Source organism: Prosthecobacter debontii (genome assembly GCF_900167535.1).
Classification (GTDB): Bacteria; Verrucomicrobiota; Verrucomicrobiia; order Verrucomicrobiales; family Verrucomicrobiaceae; genus Prosthecobacter; species Prosthecobacter debontii.
The window spans coordinates 16608-34603 of record NZ_FUYE01000024.1 but is presented as its reverse complement, the minus strand read 5'-3'; the positions used below and the strand labels follow the sequence as shown (position 1 = coordinate 34603).

At 56.5% G+C, this 17996-nt stretch carries 14 protein-coding genes; 11 read left to right on the top strand and 3 right to left on the bottom strand.

All coding sequences use genetic code 11. The annotated features are described in order from the left end of the window. Nucleotides 1-5: 5 nt before the first annotated feature. Complete coding sequence (gene miaB / locus B5D61_RS23505) at nucleotides 6-1361, bottom strand: tRNA (N6-isopentenyl adenosine(37)-C2)-methylthiotransferase MiaB (RefSeq protein ID WP_078815920.1); 1356 nt, start codon at nucleotides 1359-1361, stop codon at nucleotides 6-8. A gap of 161 nt (nucleotides 1362-1522) precedes the next feature. Between miaB and B5D61_RS23500 the strand changes: the two genes are divergently transcribed. The 9 genes from B5D61_RS23500 to B5D61_RS23460 all read left to right on the top strand — a co-directional run bounded on the left by B5D61_RS23500 (nucleotide 1523) and on the right by B5D61_RS23460 (nucleotide 13626). After that, nucleotides 1523-2953, top strand: a complete 1431-nt coding sequence (locus B5D61_RS23500) for an alginate export family protein (protein ID WP_078815865.1) — start codon at nucleotides 1523-1525, stop codon at nucleotides 2951-2953. 38 nt (nucleotides 2954-2991) lie between these two features. Further along, nucleotides 2992-3960, top strand: coding sequence for an ABC transporter substrate-binding protein (locus B5D61_RS23495; protein WP_078815864.1), 969 nt, complete (start codon nucleotides 2992-2994; stop codon nucleotides 3958-3960). A gap of 9 nt (nucleotides 3961-3969) precedes the next feature. Beyond that, nucleotides 3970-4764 (top strand): ABC transporter ATP-binding protein, encoded by a 795-nt coding sequence (locus B5D61_RS23490; RefSeq protein ID WP_078815863.1) that lies wholly within the window; start codon nucleotides 3970-3972, stop codon nucleotides 4762-4764. After that, nucleotides 4761-5522 (top strand): ABC transporter permease, encoded by a 762-nt coding sequence (locus B5D61_RS23485; protein WP_078815862.1) that lies wholly within the window; start codon nucleotides 4761-4763, stop codon nucleotides 5520-5522. The genes B5D61_RS23490 and B5D61_RS23485 overlap by 4 nt, the downstream gene beginning before the upstream one ends. Next, nucleotides 5455-6210 carry an alpha/beta fold hydrolase gene (locus tag B5D61_RS25925; RefSeq protein WP_342753399.1) on the top strand — a complete coding sequence of 252 codons (756 nt, stop codon included), beginning with the start codon at nucleotides 5455-5457 and terminating at the stop codon, nucleotides 6208-6210. The genes B5D61_RS23485 and B5D61_RS25925 overlap by 68 nt, the downstream gene beginning before the upstream one ends. Before the next feature lie 49 nt (nucleotides 6211-6259). Continuing rightward, nucleotides 6260-7522: an outer membrane protein assembly factor BamB family protein gene (locus B5D61_RS23475; protein WP_078815919.1), complete on the top strand. Its 1263-nt coding sequence runs from the start codon at nucleotides 6260-6262 to the stop codon at nucleotides 7520-7522. A gap of 42 nt (nucleotides 7523-7564) precedes the next feature. Further along, a complete protein-coding gene (locus tag B5D61_RS23470; RefSeq protein ID WP_078815860.1) occupies nucleotides 7565-10198 on the top strand; it encodes a right-handed parallel beta-helix repeat-containing protein in 2634 nt (877 codons plus the stop codon). A 90-nt stretch (nucleotides 10199-10288) separates the two neighbouring features. Beyond that, nucleotides 10289-10966: an SGNH/GDSL hydrolase family protein gene (locus B5D61_RS23465; protein WP_078815859.1), complete on the top strand. Its 678-nt coding sequence runs from the start codon at nucleotides 10289-10291 to the stop codon at nucleotides 10964-10966. 137 nt (nucleotides 10967-11103) lie between these two features. Further along, on the top strand, nucleotides 11104-13626 hold the full coding sequence (locus tag B5D61_RS23460; protein WP_176159636.1) for an MFS transporter: 2523 nt from the start codon (nucleotides 11104-11106) through the stop codon (nucleotides 13624-13626). A gap of 74 nt (nucleotides 13627-13700) precedes the next feature. Here B5D61_RS23460 and B5D61_RS23455 read toward each other — a convergent pair whose 3' ends face one another. Then, nucleotides 13701-14150 carry a hypothetical protein gene (locus B5D61_RS23455; RefSeq protein ID WP_078815857.1) on the bottom strand — a complete coding sequence of 150 codons (450 nt, stop codon included), beginning with the start codon at nucleotides 14148-14150 and terminating at the stop codon, nucleotides 13701-13703. A gap of 12 nt (nucleotides 14151-14162) precedes the next feature. Further along, nucleotides 14163-14480: a hypothetical protein gene (locus B5D61_RS23450; RefSeq protein ID WP_078815856.1), complete on the bottom strand. Its 318-nt coding sequence runs from the start codon at nucleotides 14478-14480 to the stop codon at nucleotides 14163-14165. Nucleotides 14481-14801: 321 nt separating this feature from the next. Between B5D61_RS23450 and B5D61_RS23445 the strand changes: the two genes are divergently transcribed. Continuing rightward, nucleotides 14802-16940 carry a PEP-CTERM sorting domain-containing protein gene (locus B5D61_RS23445; protein ID WP_078815855.1) on the top strand — a complete coding sequence of 713 codons (2139 nt, stop codon included), beginning with the start codon at nucleotides 14802-14804 and terminating at the stop codon, nucleotides 16938-16940. Nucleotides 16941-17015: 75 nt separating this feature from the next. Then, entirely contained in the window at nucleotides 17016-17957 is a 942-nt protein-coding gene (nadA, locus tag B5D61_RS23440) for a quinolinate synthase NadA (protein WP_078815918.1), read from the top strand. Nucleotides 17958-17996 lie beyond the last annotated feature (39 nt).

Below are 17996 nucleotides of genomic sequence, written 5' to 3'. Positions count from 1 at the left end.
TTCAACTACTGCGTCACGATATCCCCGTAGAGCGTGAAGTTCTCGTAGTGGCTGATGTGGACGTTGAAGATCTCGCCCGTGTGACGCTGTGGATTGCCATCGAACACCACAATCTTATTCGTGCGCGTGCGGCCCATCAGACGAGTTTCGTTGGTCTTGCTGGGGCCTTCGCAGAGAACCTCCACATCTTGACCCACGAGTTCTTCATACTTCGTCCAGGCGTGTTTGTTCACCACGGCGAGGAGGTCTTGATTGCGTTGTTCTTTGACCTGCTCACTGAGTTGGAGGCTCTCATCCATCTCGGCAGCCGGGGTGCCACGGCGCTTGGAGTAGCGGAAGACGAAGGCGTTTTCGAACTTCAGTTCTTCAAACATGGCTCGTGTCTCCTGATAGTGCTCCTCGGTTTCGCCAGGGAAGCCCACGATGACGTCGGTCGTGACCGCAATGCCAGGACGGGCCGCACGAATGCGGCTGACAAGATCAATGAACTTAGCGGTCGAGTAGGGGCGATGCATCTTTTTCAGGATGGCATCGCTACCACTCTGCACGGGCAGGTGCACGTGTTCGGCCAGCTTGGGCAGATAAGTGAAGGCTTCGATGAGATCCTTTTTGTAGCCAATCGGGTGCGGACTGGTGAAGCGGATGCGCTGGATGCCGGGGACTTCATGCACGGATTCCAGGAGTTGAACGAAAGGACTCTTGCCATCCACCGCCGGAAACTCGTGACGGCCATACAAGTTCACGATCTGGCCTAACAAGGTGACTTCTTTGACGCCACGATCTGCCAAGCGGCGCACTTCTTCGACGATATCGGCAATGGGGCGGCCTCGCTCACCACCTCGGGTGTAAGGTACGATGCAAAAGGTGCACTTCATGTTGCAGCCCTGCATGATGCTGACAAAAGCGGAGCCCTGCTTTTCTTTCAGGCTGTGGTCGCGGATGGCGTTTTGGCTAGCGGCCTCTTCCTCGATATCCACGATGGAGAAGCGCTCATCATCCATGAGCTGAGTTTCCTTGGCGCGGATGATTTCGTCCACATACTCCACCACACGGTGATACTTCTGCGTGCCGACCACGAGATCCACCTTGGCTTTATCCAGCAACTCCGTGCCGCGGCTCTGCGCCATGCAGCCCATGAAACCTGTGACCAAGGGCACACGGCGACGGCGCACCATGCCCATTTTACCCAGCGCCTTTTGCTCGGCTTGATCCCGCACGGAGCAGGTATTGATCAGTACCACGTCCGCATCCTCGTCGCGGCCAGTCATGGTGTAGCCGCGCTCGACGAACATCTGAGATACCTGCTCGGTATCGCGCTCGTTCATCTGGCAGCCATAGGTCTTGATGTAAACTTTGGGCATGGGGGGGATGAACATAGCTGTTTTCAAAGGGAAAACAACATTGTGAGACGACGGATTTTAATTCCTACTTGACGAGTGTATTTTGAAAAGGTAGGAATAATCGAGATCGAGACAGACTCACCACGCCGTGGTGCGCTGGATCCCTGCGGTCCATTTTGATTATGCCCCCCTCACCCATTCACAGGCTCATCAAGCCCTGGAAAAACTCCGTCACTTTGTTGGTTATCGGATTTGCTTTCGCCAGCCCGGGCTATGGTGCGGAAACGGCAAAAGACAGTTATTACCGTGCTCCCAAAAGCTACAGCACGACTCGTGATCCGGACTTACCCAGATATGCCAGCCATGCTCCAGATTCAGGGTGGGAGGTTTTGAAAAATGCCGACTGGTTAGACATCGGTTTGGATTATCGTTTTCGCTACGAATACCGCGACGATGATCTTCGCCGTGCGAATGCTCAAATCGATCAGCCGTTGTTGCATCGCACTCGCGCCTATCTGGCCGTGCATGATATTCTGGACCCCTTCCGCTTTGCGGTGGAGATGCAGGACTCGCGTCGCTATAACAGTGACTACCCACGGGATAACCGGGATGTGAACGAGTTTCAAATCATCCGCGCCTATGCCGAGCTTTATTTCGATGATTTGTTAGGCGTGGATGCCTTGGGCAACAAACGCCCGGTGAGTCTTCGTTACGGGATTCATAACTTCGAGTTTCTGGACCGTCGCTTGATCGGTAATAATCAGTGGCGCAACACTGCCAATACCTTTCAGGGCTTTCACGGAACGTTAGGACAGGAGGCCAACGATTGGCAGATCGACCTGCTGGCGGTGCAGCCCATGCAGCGCCTCTTGTATGGCTGGGACCGGCCCGTGAAGGAGCAGTGGATGTATGCTGTGATTGGTCACTGGCGGCGTTGGTCAGACATCATCACGCTGGAGCCATACTATCTGGCACTGAATCAGAAACCCTATGACAATGTGCAGGAGCGCCTCGTGCATTCTCCCGGTCTGCGTGGTTATGGCAGCTTTGGGAAAAGCGGTTTCGATTACGATTTCAACATGGTTTACCAGTTTGGGAAAAATGGCTCGCAGGATATGGAAGCCTACGGTGGCACGGTGGAAGTGGGCTACACCTTCAAGCATGATTGGAAGCCTCGTCTCAGTCTCTTCTATGGGTATGCCAGTGGGGATGAAGATCCGACAGACAATGAAGATAACCGCTTCGAACGCTTCTTCGGGTTCGGTCGTCCTTGGTCGGCTAACGACTACATCGTCTATGAAAACATCAGCACCCCGAAGGTCCGCCTGGAACTGACACCGAGCAAAAAAGTGCGTATGGACCTGGGCTACAGCTTCTACTGGCTGGCCAGTGATACGGATCGTTTTTCCGCAGGGAACCTGCGGGATAACTCAGGCAACAGCGGCAGCATGATCGGGCATGAATTTGATGGCCGCATCCGCTGGCAGGTCACGCCCAAAATGGAAGCTATCCTAGGTTACGCGCATTTCACCGCCGGTGACTTTACCAGCAACCGGGGCCGTCCGCAGGATACCGACTTCGCTTATCTAGAAATCAGCGTCAAAGCTTTCTAACCGAAAGTTCATTAACATCAACTCAACCCTCCTATTCTATGAATCGCAGAAATTTCATCACCGCCACTCTCAGCGCTGCTGGCCTAGCCGCTTGCGGTAAGAAACCCGTCGATGCCAATGCCCCTTTGCGCTTTGGCCATTTTCCGAACATCACCCACATCCAGGGGTTGGTGGCTCATGCGCTGAGTCGCCAGGGCAAGGGGTGGTATGAAGAGCGCCTAGGCGTGCCTGTGGAGTGGTATGTTTACAATGCCGGTCCTTCCGCCACAGAGGCCATCTTTGCGGGGTCATTGGATGTGACCTACATCGGTCCTAGTCCGGTGCTGAATGCCTATGCTAAGTCTAAAGGGCAGGAGGTGCGTGTGCTGGCTGGTGCCGCCAATGGCGGCAGTGCGCTGGTCGTCCGTCCGGCTGCGAACATCCACACACCTGCGGATTTCAAAGGCAAACGCATTGCCACACCGCAACTGGGCAATACCCAGGACGTGCAACTCCGTGCTTGGCTGTCTGACAACGGCATCAAGGTCACCGCCACAGGGGGGGAAGCGTCCGTTCTACCGACTCAGAATCCGGATCAGCTCGCTCTTTTCATCAAGGGGGACATCGATGCCGTCTGGACCGTGGAGCCGTGGGTCAGCCGCCTTGAACTGGAAGCGGGGGGTAAAATCTTCGTTGAAGACAAAGGCACCTTCGCGACGATTCTGGCCTCCAGCACGGCCTTTGTGAAAGAGCGCCCTGCACTGGCCAAAAAACTCGTCGCCGCTCACGCCGAGCTGACGGAGTGGATTCAAAAGAATCCGAAGGAGGCTCGTGAGCTCATCAAGTCCGAATTGAAGGAACTGACCACGAAAGCCCCCAGCGAGGAACTCCTGGATCAGTCGCTGCCACGCGTGGTGCTCACGACAGACGTGGGCCGTGAGGGCTTGGATGCGATGGTGGTGGCTGCCCAAAAAGCAGGCTTCCTCAAAGACATCCCCGCACTCGATGCCTTGCTTCCTCAACTTTAATCCCGCCTCATGACAATCGCTGACGAATTAAACCACTCCAGCACTGCGAAGCTGAGCATCCAGAGTGTTTCCAAGCTGTTTCGCGGGGCACGCCAGACGGTGAGTGCCTTGGAAGACATCAACCTTCAAGTCGAGGATGGCGAGTTCGTCTGCTTTCTCGGGGCCAGCGGCTGCGGCAAAAGCACACTGCTGAACTTGATTGCCGGTTTGGAAAAGCCGACCGAAGGCACGCTCCAGACGGACGGGCATTCTATCGATGGGCCTGGCCGCCAGCGCATGGTCATGTTTCAGGAGCATGCGCTTTTCCCTTGGCTGGACGTCATGGGGAATGTGCTTTTCGGTTTGAAATTGAAGCCCGGCCTAACGAATGATGATCGTCGAGAGTTGGCCATGTTTTACCTGAAGCTGGTGGGCTTGGAAAACTTTGCGCAGGCGAACATCCATGAGCTCTCCGGTGGCATGAAACAGCGCGTGGCTTTGGCCCGTGCCCTGGCTCCGAATCCCCAGGTGTTACTGATGGACGAACCCTTTGCTGCACTGGATGCGATGACGCGTGAGCAGCTCTACGCAGATCTCCAAGGGATCCAACAAAAGCGCCGCAAGACCGTCATCTTCGTCACGCACAACGTGCGCGAGGCTGTCTGCTTGGGGGATCGCGTGCTGCTCTTTACCCCTCGGCCGGGACGGATCCGCACCGAGTTCAAGGTGGACCTACCGCGTCCACGAGACATCAACGATGTGGCTGTGGCCCAGCTCGCCCGCACCATCACTGACGAACTGAAAAAACTTACCGCCTCCGCATGATCCGCGCTCTCCGTTCCCTGGCATTCTTTACTGTGGTTGTCCTCATCTGGGAGGCTTGTTCCCGTGCGGGATGGTGGTCTCCTGTGCTGGTCCCGTCGCCTCTGGCCATCGGAGACTATCTGCTCACGGCCATCAAGGACGGTTCCTTGTTCTCCGCGGGTTGGGTCACCATGCAGCGTCTCATCATCGGCTATCTCATTGGTCTTACCGTGGGCATTCCACTGGGGCTGTTGACCGCGCGTTTCCGCTTTGCCGCAGATACACTGGGCGTCTTAGCGCTAGGCCTGCAAACACTGCCAAGCGTGTGCTGGGTGCCGCTGGCTCTGCTGTGGTTTGGGCAAACGGAAAGCGCCATGCTTTTCATTGTCATCATGGGCACCCTTTGGGCCGTCTTACTAGCCACGGATCATGGCATCCGCCAGATCCCGCCGATCTACCGCCGTGCCGCCTCCACCATGGGCTCGGGGGGGCTGCATCTGCTCTGGCATGTGTTGCTGCCAGCCAGCCTTCCTCACCTTGTCTCAGGTATGAAGCAGGGCTGGGCCTTCGCTTGGCGCTCCCTTATGGCGGCAGAGATTTATGTAACCGTGCTCACGGGTTTTGGCCTTGGCCACTTGCTGCACTACGGTCGTGAACTCCAGGCCATGGATCAGGTCGCTGCCATCATGTTGGTAATTCTCATCGTCGGCTTTGCGGCGGATAAGATTCTCTTCAGCCCTTGGGAAGCGTTTCTGCGTAAGCGTTGGGGGTTGGTGTGATCTCGATGAGGCGGCTTCGGCTTGCCTCGCTAGAGAAGCGAGTTATCACAGTTGTGTGACCGTTCATCTTCTAACAGGGCTTGGGGCGACTTCCGCACTTTATACCGGTTATGAATTCCCCTTCCTAACGAATCGGGTGGAGTATTCTCGTCCATCGAGCCTTCGATGGAGCTTTGCAGATTATGCGCAGCATTTGATTGAAACTCAGAATATCCAGTCGGGTGACAGCCTGATTGGAGTATCTCTGGGTGGCATGTTAGCCTGTGAGGTTTCCAAAAGGGTGTCGATTTCTAAAATCACTCTGATTTCCTCCTGCACTCAGCGAGTTCATCTGCGTCCGCTGCTTAGCCACTTGTCTTTTCTAGGACCGCATCTGCCTTGGCTGTGGTTGCAGCGGTGTGCGTGCTCTGTGCCGGGAATGAGTGAGGCCCGTAAGCTGGCTGTGAGCATGTTCCGTGAGTCAGATCCTGTTTTTGTGCGTTGGGCTTGTTCTCACGCAGCGAACTGGGATGGACTGATTGAGCATCCTGATCGGGTGAGCATCCATGGGGATCGTGATTCTGTCTTTCCGATTCGTCGGCAGATCATTCAGCACCTCATACCCGGAGGGGATCATCTGATGGCTATCACGCGTCGATTGGAAATTTTGCCTCTCTTGATTGAGCGGCATGGAGGAAACAACCATTGAAATCTCCCGTTGCAAGAAGGGGGCTGTTTTTGACGATGGTTCGTGCATCATGAAGACCACCCTTCTGCTTTCTTTGGGCCTGCTGTCTATCGTCTCGCCGTTGTCTGCGGGCAACTGGCCGATGTGGCGAGGGAGCGAAGGGGATGGGCAAACCAAGGAAAGTGGGTTTCCTCTCACCTGGAGCACCACGGAGAATGTCCAATGGAATGCGGAACTGCCAGATCGGGGAAATTCCACCCCGGTGGTCTGGGGCGACCAAGTCTTCATCACCCAAGCGGTCGAAAAAACGGGGCAACGTCTGCTCCTATGTCTGGATCGGACAACGGGAAAGCAACTCTGGGAGGCGGGCACGATCTATCGGGAGCCAGAGCTCACCCATGCGACGAACCCTTATTGCTCGGCTTCTCCAGCCACAGATGGTCAAAGGGTGGTGGTGTTTTTCGCCTCTGCAGGCGTCTTCTGCTATGACATGCAGGGCAGGGAAATCTGGAAGCGCACCGATCTGGGCAAACAGCATCACATTTGGGGCAATGGCACCTCGCCCGTCTTGGCCGGGGACCGTGTGTTTTTAAACTTCGGTCCCGGCGCAAAGACCACGCTCTATGCCTTTGATAAAGCGACAGGCAAAACACTTTGGCAACATGATGAGCCGGGAGGAGCCTCTGGGGAGGAAGGAAATAAAAAGTGGTTAGGCTCCTGGGCGGATCCGCTTTTGCGTCGGGTCGGTGAACATCATGAATTGTTGATGAGCTATCCCGGTCGAGTCTGTGCCTTCGATCCCATGACGGGCAAGGAATTGTGGACTTGCGCCGGGTTGAACGCGTTGGTTTACAATTCGCCTCTGTATGCCGATGGACTGGTGGTCAGCTTCGGCGGCTATGGGGGCATGGGCGTGGGGGTGAAGGCAGGCGGCAGTGGCGATGTCACGGAGACTCACCGGGTGTGGCATCTGCCGAAGGTTAGCCAACGCATTGGCTCGGGAGTGCTGCATGAGGGGTATCACTACATCCTGAGTGATGGCGGCATCGCGGAGTGCCGGGACCTGAAGACGGGTCAGATGGTCTGGAGCGAACGATTGAAAGGGCCGGGGCCGACAGGGCAAAACTGGTCCTCACTCGTGCTCACAGGCGATGGCTTGTGCTATGCGGTCAACCAAGGGGGAGATGCCTTTGTTTTCCGGGCCAGTCCGAAGTTTGAGTTGCTGGCTACGAATGCACTCGGAGAAAAAGTCATTGGCTCCATGGCGATGAGCGACGGCCAGATTTTTATCCGTGGTCATAAGCATTTGTGGTGCATTGGTGCGCAGAAGTAGTCTCCCGCTTGCCAGTCTGCGTGCCCGGCGCTACACGCCTGCATGCGTTTGCCCTTAGTTCTGTGTTTTCTCGTTTCGACCGTCTTTGCCGATACTGTAGTTCAGGTGACCCCAGGCGGAAAGATGGGGACTCCACAGGCGGTCCGTGATCGAGTGCGTGAGTTGCGCCAGAGTGGCGAAAAGGGGACGATTCGTGTCGAGTTCGGCGCTGGGGATTATTTCCTGAACGAACCGCTGAAGCTGGAGGCTGTGGATAGCGGTTTGCCGCTCGGTCCCACGGTTTATGCCACAGCCCCGGGTGCTAAAGTGAACTTCACCGGTGGAAAACACATTTCAGGCTGGGAGAAAACCCCGGATGGCTTGTGGAAAGCGCAGGTGAAGGAGGGTTACTTCGAGCAACTCTGGATCAATGGTCGTCGGGCGGTGCGTGCGCGCACTCCCAATGCGGTGGACAATCGCCCGGGAGCTGTGGGTGGTTACTTCAATGCCAAGTCTCAAGCGGCGACGGATATGTTTCCTGATCTCAAGCGGCCCAGCTTTGAGGCCTTCGTGGCTCGGCCTGCCGATTATGCGGTGCTCAAGGCCATTCCTGAGGCGGAGCGAAAAGATGTGCTGCTGACGGTGATGCAAACCTGGACTGTGGGACAATGTCGCATCCAGACGCTCAATGACAGTGCGCGGGCGATTCGGATTGTCGGTGCTGCCCGTTATCCTTTCGTGGAATTTGAACCTGATCAGCGCTGGTATGTGGAGAACTTCAGGGCGGCGCTGGATGCTCCGGGCGAGTGGTTTCTAGCGCGCTCCGGAGAGCTGCTTTATCATCCTCTCCCTGGAGAGGACATGACCCAGGCGGTGGTCGTGGCACCGGTGACTGAAAAGCTTTTGACCTGCGATGGCGTGCAGCATGTCGCGTTTGATGGGATCACGTTTTCACACACTCAGTTTCTCTACGGCCCTTCCGGGCATCATGACGGGCAGGCTGCGGCTAATGTCGGTGCTGCGATCGAACTGGAGCGCTGTCAGAACATCCGTTTCCTGAATTGTGAGGTTAAACACACAGGTGGTTATGCCGTCTGGTTCCGCACGGCTTGTGCAGACAGCGAACTCCGACACAGTTACCTGCACGATCTCGGCGGAGGTGGTGTGCGCATTGGCGATATCAAGATGCCGGATGATCAGACCCTGACCCATCACATCATTGTGGATGACTGCATCATTCATGAGGGGGGGCGCCTTTTTCCCAGTGCTTGCGGGGTCTTCCTGGCCCATGCGGCCGATTGTGAAGTGACGCATTGCGACATCGGGGATCTCTTTTACACCGGCATCAGCGCAGGCTGGGTATGGGGCTATAAGCATAGCCCGACCAAACGGAATCGTTTTGATTACAACCATATTCATCACCTCGGCTGGGGCGTGCTCAGTGACATGGGCGGTTTCTACGGGCTCGGTCGCAGTGAGGGCACCACCATCAATCACAACCATGTGCATGATGTCGGCAGCTATCGTTATGGTGGCTGGGGTCTCTACACGGACGAAGGCAGCACGGGCGTGACCATGATGCATAACGTGGTGCATGACACCAGTGAGTCCACCTTTCACCAGCACTATGGGAAGTGGAATCAGATCAGCCAAAACATCTTTGCGTATGGCAAAAAAGCCCAGATCCAGCGAAGCCGTCCCGAGAAGCACGCTTCCTTCGCTTATGAGAACAACATCGTGATTTACGACCAGCCCGTGCTGCTCAATGGCACCTGGTATAACTGGGAAACCGGCACCTATGAGATGCGCAATAACATCTACTGGAACACAGCGGGTCTGCCGGTGCAGTTCATCGACACCGACTTGGCTGGTTGGCAGGCGAAGACAGGGCATGATGAAGGCAGCGTGGTGGCGGACCCCCTCTTTGAAGATGTAGCCAAGCGAGACTTCCGCCTGAAGAAAGACAGTCCGGCTCTGAAGATGGGCTTCATCTCTGGAGACGTGAAGCAATCCGGCGTGCGGGGTGACGAGAAGAGCCAGTGGCGCAAGCTGGCGACTTCTCTGAGCTTTCCCAAGTTTTGGCAGCAATCGGAACCTTGGCCAAGACCGCCTTATGAAGTGAATGAAGACTTTGAAAACATGGGTCTCAGCTTTCCCATCCTGCCGCTGCAAGAGGTGCGCTGGCAAAACAAAGGCGACAGCATCTATGTGGTGGATGATCAGGCGGCGAGTGGCAAACGGAGCCTCAAGCTGACCGATGCTCCAGGGCTCGACCCGACCTGGGATCCACACTATGTTCTGAAGCCTGGATTTAAAGAGGGGGTGCTGAAGCTCTCCTTCCAAGTGAGGATGGAAAAGGGGGCCAAGTTTTTCATGGAGTGTCGTGGCCCAGGGAATCCTTATCCCAACGGTCCCGGTTTGACCTTTGAAAACGGCAAGATCACGGAACGTCGTGGTAAGCAGAGCGTGTCTTTCCCTGAGAACACCTGGGCTAAGATCGAGATTCGCGCGCATCTGGGGAGCCAGGCGAAGGGGAAGTGGGATCTGAAAATCACCCCGGAAGGACAGCCGACACAGAGCTTTGAGGGGCTCACCTGTGAGGCAACATGGAATGAGCTCGCTTGGCTCGGCTTTGTCAGCACAGCGACGGAGAAGGTGGCTTTCTGGCTCGATGATTTGGTTCTGAAAGCGGAGTAAAAAGAATGAGCTCAGTGGAAGTAAAACCTCAAGAAGTCGGTGAGACATCACGTTTGGTTTCCACTGCTCACTAGCCGCAGATTTCCTCCCATGACTCGCCGTCTTATTCTTTCCTTTCTCGCCTTGGCTTCCGGTCTCTTCGCTCAAGAGGCGAAACCTTCGCAGGCTTATGCCAAAGTACTCTTCTTGGGTAACAGCATCACCAAGCACGGTCCGAAGGCAGACCTCGATTGGCATGGTAACTGGGGCATGGCGGCGACGGCGGAAGCGAAGGATTACGTTCATCTGGTCACCGCAGGGCTGACCGACAAACAGGGCAAGGCCCCCGAGGTGTCAGTGAACAACATTGCCGACTTCGAGCGCAATCACGTAGGGTATGATGTGGGCGGTAAATTGGCAGCCAATCTCGACTTCAAGGCCGATCTCATCATCCTGGCCATCGGCGAAAATGTGCCTGCCTTGAAGAGCGACGAAAGCAAGGCAGCCTTCAAGACAGCCCTCACCGATCTACTGAAGCATCTCAAGGGACCGCAAAATCCCACGATTATCGTGCGCAGTTGCTTCTGGGCGAATGCGGCCAAGGACGAAGTGTTAAAGCAATGTGCCGCAGAAGCGGGGGCTACCTTCGTGGACATCAGTGCCCTCAGCAAAGACGAGTCCAACTACGGGCGTGCTGAGCGTCCTTACAAGCATGCAGGAGTGGCCAATCATCCAGGCGATAAGGGCATGCAAGGGATCGCCGAAGCGATTCTAAAGGCGGTGAAATGAGCCCGCCAGCCTGAATCGATCCAACCTCCTTGGCAGAGGCGTAAAAAGAGAAGGTTTTTGGCCTTCCTTTTGCCTTTGTTGATCTTTTCTCCGCGACTTTTGCGCATGGGATGGCACTCTCCGCGCATTCATCTCCCATGCCTGATTCTCAAGTCTCTGTTTCCAATACTGACGCGCTCGACAAGCTGCCCCGACTGCCCACCCGGGCCTGGGTTTCTATCGCACTGGTTTTGGGGACAACGATGCTCAATGCCTTCAATGACAACCTGCTGAAAATGATGCTGGTGGGCTTGGCGCCAAAGGTGGCGGCTGGCACCTTAGGAAGCAATATCGGGGTGTGGCTCGGCGCGATGATCCTGCTGCCCTTCATCCTGTTTGCGCCGCTTTCTGGGTATTTCGCGGATCGTTATTCGAAGCGTTCTGTCATCCTGGCCATGCTTGTGGCTCAGTCGCTGATTTTGCTGATGGCGGGCTTGTGTTTTCATTTAGCCCTGGGGGATTTGAGCATCATCCTCGCGCTGGGGGCCTTCTTCCTTTTGGCGGTTCAGTCCACCTTTTATAGCCCTGGCAAGATGGGGATTCTGAAGGAGGTGGTGGGATCTCGCCGCTTGGGTTTGGTGGCCGGATGGCTCCAGATGGTGACCATGGTCGGCATCCTGGCTGGCTTAGGTGCGGGCGGGGCTTGGTTCGATTCGCTTTTTGAGACGCATGGCAATGCCTGGCTGGCTGCTGCCGAGCCAATTTGGTGGTTATTTGGAGTCGCTATGGTGGCGTTGATCGCTGGCTTTTACATTCAGAAAACACCCGCGCACCCGGAGGTCAAATATCGTCATTCCCTGTGGTGGGAGCACTTTACGCATCTGAAAGAGAGTCTCTCTCACCCGCCCATGCGGCGCGCCTTTCTGGGTAACTCGACCTATTGGTTCGTGGCCAGCATGGTGGCGGCGATGTTTGTGGATATCGGCTTAGCCTTGCATCCAGATCAACTTCATGGCGGCGCGGCCAGCGCATCGTCAAAAATGACGCTGATGGTGGGCATCGGGACGGTGGTCGGCAGTTTGTTCATTTCCTGGGTGAACCGTCGCAGCTTGCAACTCGGCATGATTCCCATCGGGGCTCTGGCTTTGGCTGCGTCACTATTCTGGACGGGATTGATGCCAGTGGATTCCGCGCAATTTGAGTGGGCTCTGGTGCTGATTGGGTTTGCGGGCGGCTGCTACATGGTGCCGATCCAGACCTTCATTCAGGATACGGCGGATGAAGAAAAACGCGGGCGCGTGCTGGCCTCGATGAATCTGATGGACAGCCTTGCCGGTGTGGTGGCGGTGCTGGTGCTCGCGGTGCTGAAAGCCTGCGGATTGGGTTTTCAAGGTCAGTTTTGGGTGCTCGGCGTGCTCATGGTGGTGGCTACGGTCTATATCGTTCAGCTCCTGCCGCACTATTTGCTGCGCTTCATCGCGCTGGCCATTGTTCGCACGATCTACAAGGTCAAGTCAGTGCACCATGAACGGGTGCCGAAGGACGGCGGCACGATGCTGCTGCCCAATCACGTGAGTTATGTGGACGCCTTCATCATGGGAGCCTCCTGCACCCGGCAGGTGCGCTTCGTGATGTGGGATGCGCTCTACAATGTGCCGGCGATGAAATGGTTCGTGGAGATTTGCGGCACGGTGCCCATTTCCCCCACACGGGCGAAGGATGCCATCCGCACCGTCGCGGCGTCACTCAAAGAAGGGCGTATCATCTGCATGTTCCCTGAGGGGCAGATCACCCGCCACGGCATGCTGAATGACCTGCGCAAGGGCTTTGAGCTCATGGCACGTCAGGGGGATGCACAGGTGGTGCCGGTGTATATGGATGGGCTGTATGGCAGTATCTTCTCCTTCGAAGGAGGCCTGTTCTTCAAGAAATGGCCGAAGAAACTGCGCTACCCGATCACGGTTTATTTCGGACATCCGATCCCCGCCAAGCAGGCCACACCGGAGGCGGTGAAAGCCCAAATGATGGCGCTGAGTGCCGAAGCCCTGATGAACCGCCGGGAATTCCAGGCCGCTGATGATGAAGAGGCCCAACAAATCACGGCCAATGCTCTGCGCCTGATGGAGGCGGAGTGGGCACGCGCTGGCGATACCTTGCTATGCTTAGCACCCGCGGGGAGCGTGATTCACCGCACGCTCCAGGCCTATGCCGAGATGAAGGATCGCTTGCGGGTGGTGATGGATCCTGAAAATCTGGCAGGCACAGCGGAGGCCACCGTCATCGCGATTGGCGGAGCTGACTTGGAGGCACGGCTGGACGCGATTCCTGAGTGGAAACGGCTGGGCAAATACGCCATGCTGTGGGCGGATGTGACGGTTCCTGCGTCCGAAAACACGACCATTTATCGAGGGCTGCTGCATGAGGCCACCGGGGCCTTGCTGGCCACCTGTGTGCCTGATCCTGAAATGCCTGAAAATGAAAAAGGCCTCCAGCTTGGCATTCAGCCTGGCACCTATGGCAGGCTGCTGCCCGGCTATGCGGCGACGATCAAAGCCGACGGCCTGGAGATCCGCATGCTAACCCCGAAAAACGAAGGCCCGATTCTTCTGGCGGGTATCACCCTGGACGAACGTGGTTTTTTAATGCCCCGCCCACCCACGGAGAAGTCCCCGACGGCTTGAGGACTGGCGCATGAGAGCTTGATCTTGGAACGATCGCAGATCGGTCTTCCAAGATCATCCACACTCGGATGCTATCACATCACGCGGCCAATGAAGTTGGTCTGGCTGCCGCTCTCCTCTTCGAGAGGTTGCGTCTCGTCTCCACTGCCGGGCTGAGGATGCAGGATGGAATTGAGCAGGAGTTGGCTGTCCTCCAGGAAGGTTTCGGCGGCATGACGGAGGAAGTCCACCTCCTCGGCGCGGGAGTGGAGGATGACCAGCGTGCACTCCTGATGCTGGCAAACCAGGACGTGGCAGGTATCGTAACCGAACCAATAAGTCTCCACCCAGCGATCCCCATTGCTGGAAAAATGGGCTTGGGCATCGAAGACGCTTTGAAGCAGACGCTCGGCACGGAAGTCCTCGAAGGGGAGGAGATTCAGCAGGACCTGACGACGCCAGCCGAGCAGGATTCCATTGACGGCACCGCCATGTTTCAGGCGTTCCAGTGCAGCACGGAGAGAGGGGGTAATGTTGGCAGCCATGGTCGTCTCGGTTTAGGCCTCAGTAGGGTGGGTGATATCGGTGAGGAGTTCCATCAGCAGGGCTTGGGTGCCGATCAGGGCTCCTGCACCAGGATCTTTCGGCCCTGTTCCCTGGCCGGAGTAGGCGTAGCCCAGGGTCAGATCGCTCTCTTGCAGGATGCCGGACCAGGGATCCCCAAGATTGAGGGCTTCGCCGATTTTGGCACCAAAGTGACGCAGCCCCTGGAAATCGGCGGCAAAGGCATCCACCAGAGTCTGATCAGCGCTGCTTTCGACGACGCCGTCCTGAAGGGTAAAGTGAGTCAGAGGATAGGGTTGGACTTCGCTCATACACTATCTTCGTCTCAAAAAGCGAATCAGATGGCAAGACTAGACCGCAGGAAGGCTGATTTTTGTTTTCCCAGCGTCGATTCACTCCATGGGGTGGGAAGGTGACGGGACTCATAAAACCAGTTCATCGGACCTGAATGGGGCATAGCCCAAGGGGCCGAGGAAGCTAAAATTGCACAATAATATCGGAGTCTGGCACAAGCCTAACCAATAGAACAGTTTAAGGGCTTAGCGATGGCATGGCACATGCATCATGTGGATATCCAACGCCCGCTTTTTGAGGCGAGCGCAATCCCCCCAACTTCTCCCCCACAATCTCTTATGAGCCACGCCATTCCTAGATGGTGCGCTGCCCTGCGCCCTTCACTTGCCCTTGCTTGCCTGGGGTGTGCAGGTGTCTTGAATGCGCAAACCATCTGGACGGGCAGTGAGGATAATTCATGGGCCAATCCCGCCAACTGGACGGCGGGAGTGCCTAGCAGCCTATCCGTATCTCCGGCGAAGGTGCGTTTCAGCAGCAACGATCTCAATGCGGATTCATTGACCCTGGATGGCACTTATTACATCAATCAACTCACCATTGATAAGGCTGACTATGGCACCACGGAAAAGGCTCTGATGAACGCTGGCACTGCGGGGTCCAAGCTGATCTTTGTGGCCGACGGTGCTACCATGCCCACGCTGAATATCGCGATGCTTACGGATGCTGAGCCGACTTCTCCAACAGACAATACGCCTCGAAGCTTTTTGTTCGGCGCCGACATTGAATTGGCCAGTGATTTGACACTGACAAGAACGGGCGGCACGGGCAGCATTACATCCCCTTACGCCAATCGCCTGCGGCGTCTTCTTTTCACCGGAGTGATTAGCGGCTCGGGTAAGCTGACGATCAGCAGCAACTCCACCTCGAATGCGGGGCACATTGCCTTTCAAAGTCACAATACCTTCACCGGGGATATCGAGATGCGCTCAGGCTATCTGCTACAGAAGTATGCCGATAGCTTGGGGCCAGGGGATAAGACCATCACGTTCGGCGCTGCAGGCAGCATCACATGGGATCTCACCTCCACCAGTATCGTGCAGGGTGACCGCATCGGTTACGATCTCGTTCTTCCCACATCCACGAGCTATAACCTGCTGATCAATGCGGGCACTGCTCAGCGGCAGCTTGTCTTTACCGGGGATATGTCAGGTGCTGCGAACCACACCGCCAGTCAGCGCGCCTTGTGGCTCATCGGCCAGAGGAATCAGCAGTTGGTGTTTGACGGAGAAAGCATGACATTCGGGGGGCTTGTCTATGCCCGTTTGGATACTGAGATCGTTGTCTCGAAAGGAAATGAATCGGGCGTGGCTTGGGAAAATGTGAAGAAGGTTAGTCTAAACCAGGAAGTGACTGGCACGACCACCGCCCTGAACAACAACTCGGCCTTTCTCCTGCGCGGTGATCTGACCTTCAAAGGGCCGATCGAAATCGCCGATGGAGAAAGCACCGCCGCCACGCCGGCTCGTGACATTGTCAGCATTGGCCAGATCAACCATAACGGGACGAGCTATGACGCGGTTTTTGAGAGCAACATTACGACCCTGGAAAATGATTACCGGGCCCTGAATCTGGTCTCAGAAACGGGCGGCAGTGCCACCTTTACCGGGGATATCCTCGTGGCAGGCGATCAAGGGTGGCTGGTCAATCAGATCATCAATAGCGCGACCTCGGGTGGGAGCCTGAATTTCTATGAAGCGACTCCGACAGGCACCGTCATCATCGGCGCAGGTGGACGGGTGGCTCAAGCGGCCACGGGCACCGTCAGCGCGGGGGTGGCGGAGATCCAACGTGGCACTTTGTTGGTGAATACAGATGAGTTTTTCTCCAGCACAGACGTGAAAAGCGGCGCACGTTTGGGCGGCTCGGGGCTGATCACGGGATCGGTCACGGTGCGCAATGGTGGCCTGCTGGAGCCTGGAACGGGCAGCACGGCCCCTAGCTTTAGCAGCCAGATCGGCACGCTGAGCGTCACGGGCAATGTGACCTTGGAATCTGGGGCATCCCTTATTCTTCAGGTCGCTGGCCCCACGTTTAATTTGGGGACCACCCCTGTGGAGGACATGCTGACTGTCTTTGCCAGCCAACTGGAGACGGTCGGGGATCACGACCATCTCGATCTCAGCGGCACGCTCACGGTATCTGCTCCCGGCACAATCCAATACAGCCCTGTGGGTGACTACATCATCTCCTACGGGGATGCATTCCATCTGCTCGACTTCGCCAGTCTCTCCATCGGCTCACTCACCACGGATCAGATTTTTAGCCTGCCCGATGTCTCTTTGCTGAATCCGGCTTGGTCTTGGAACTACGATTACTTTGCCGACTATGGGCTGGTGGTCGTCGTGCCAGAACCTTCTCGGTGCCTGCTGCTGGCACTCGGGCTGGTGGGTGGGATGCGTGTGCGCCGCCGCGGGTAGCCGAGGCCGTTTCCGAAGGGGAAAGGGAGCGCAGGTTCCCCTTGAGCCCGGGGCAGTCTCCGCTATATCATGAGCATGGTCGCTGTCGCCACCCCCACCCTGGTTTCTGAAATTCTCCGCCTCAAAAAGGAGCGGAATGCCGTCATCCTTGCTCATAACTACCAGAGCAAAGACATCCAAGAGATTGCTGATTTCGTGGGAGACTCCTTGGGCCTCGCCTACCATGCCAAAGACACCGATGCCGATGTGATCGCCTTTTGCGGGGTGCATTTCATGGCGGAGACGGCGAAGATCGTCAACCCGACCAAGACTGTCATCTTACCGGATGCGAATGCCGGCTGCTCCTTGGAGCAAAGCTGCCCCGGTCCGCAGTTGGAGGCCTTCTTGAAAGCGAATGCCGACAAGAACTACTACGTCATCGCTTACATCAACTGCAGCGCCCACGTGAAGGCCCTGAGTGACTGCATCTGCACCAGTGGTAACGCGGTAAAGATCGTCAATGCCGCGCCGAAGGATCGGCCCATTCTCTTCGTGCCTGACCAGAACCTCGGTAGCTGGGTGATGGAGCAGACCGGCCGTAAAATGGACCTCTGGAAAGGGGCCTGCTACGTGCATGTCGAGTTCACTCGCGACAGCGTGCAGGGCATTAAGGATCAATATCCGGATGCCAAAGTGGTGGCTCACCCTGAGTGCACCTATGCCGTGCGTGTGTTGGCCGATGAGGTCTGCTCCACGGAAAAGATGGTGAACTACTGCCGGGACAGTGATGCTGGCACCTTCATCATCGTGACGGAGAGTGGCATGCTGCATCGCCTGGAGCGGGAAGTGCCTAACAAGCGTTTTATCCCGGGGCCCACCGGCCACTGTGCCTGTGCCGACTGCCGCTACATGAAGCTGAACACGCTGCAGAAGCTGCACGACGCCCTGCGCGACCTCAGTCCCCAGGTGAACATGCCGGAAGACATCCGCGCTCGTGCTGAGAAGCCGATCCTGCGCATGCTGGAGCTGAGTAAGTGAGGCTGAATATCTGAAGTGAATCGGATATGGATTAATAGA

Excerpts from the sequence above, each read along its gene's own strand:
- miaB (WP_078815920.1), bottom strand. The coding sequence starts at position 1,361 with ATGCCCAAAGTTTACATCAAGACCTATGGCTGCCAGATGAACGAGCGC.
- B5D61_RS23500 (WP_078815865.1), top strand. The coding sequence starts at position 1,523 with ATGCCCCCCTCACCCATTCACAGGCTCATCAAGCCCTGGAAAAACTCC.
- B5D61_RS23495 (WP_078815864.1), top strand. The coding sequence starts at position 2,992 with ATGAATCGCAGAAATTTCATCACCGCCACTCTCAGCGCTGCTGGCCTA.
- B5D61_RS23490 (WP_078815863.1), top strand. The coding sequence starts at position 3,970 with ATGACAATCGCTGACGAATTAAACCACTCCAGCACTGCGAAGCTGAGC.
- B5D61_RS23485 (WP_078815862.1), top strand. The coding sequence starts at position 4,761 with ATGATCCGCGCTCTCCGTTCCCTGGCATTCTTTACTGTGGTTGTCCTC.
- B5D61_RS23475 (WP_078815919.1), top strand. The coding sequence starts at position 6,260 with ATGAAGACCACCCTTCTGCTTTCTTTGGGCCTGCTGTCTATCGTCTCG.
- B5D61_RS23470 (WP_078815860.1), top strand. The coding sequence starts at position 7,565 with ATGCGTTTGCCCTTAGTTCTGTGTTTTCTCGTTTCGACCGTCTTTGCC.
- B5D61_RS23465 (WP_078815859.1), top strand. The coding sequence starts at position 10,289 with ATGACTCGCCGTCTTATTCTTTCCTTTCTCGCCTTGGCTTCCGGTCTC.
- B5D61_RS23460 (WP_176159636.1), top strand. The coding sequence starts at position 11,104 with ATGCCTGATTCTCAAGTCTCTGTTTCCAATACTGACGCGCTCGACAAG.
- B5D61_RS23455 (WP_078815857.1), bottom strand. The coding sequence starts at position 14,150 with ATGGCTGCCAACATTACCCCCTCTCTCCGTGCTGCACTGGAACGCCTG.
- B5D61_RS23450 (WP_078815856.1), bottom strand. The coding sequence starts at position 14,480 with ATGAGCGAAGTCCAACCCTATCCTCTGACTCACTTTACCCTTCAGGAC.
- B5D61_RS23445 (WP_078815855.1), top strand. The coding sequence starts at position 14,802 with ATGAGCCACGCCATTCCTAGATGGTGCGCTGCCCTGCGCCCTTCACTT.
- nadA (WP_078815918.1), top strand. The coding sequence starts at position 17,016 with ATGGTCGCTGTCGCCACCCCCACCCTGGTTTCTGAAATTCTCCGCCTC.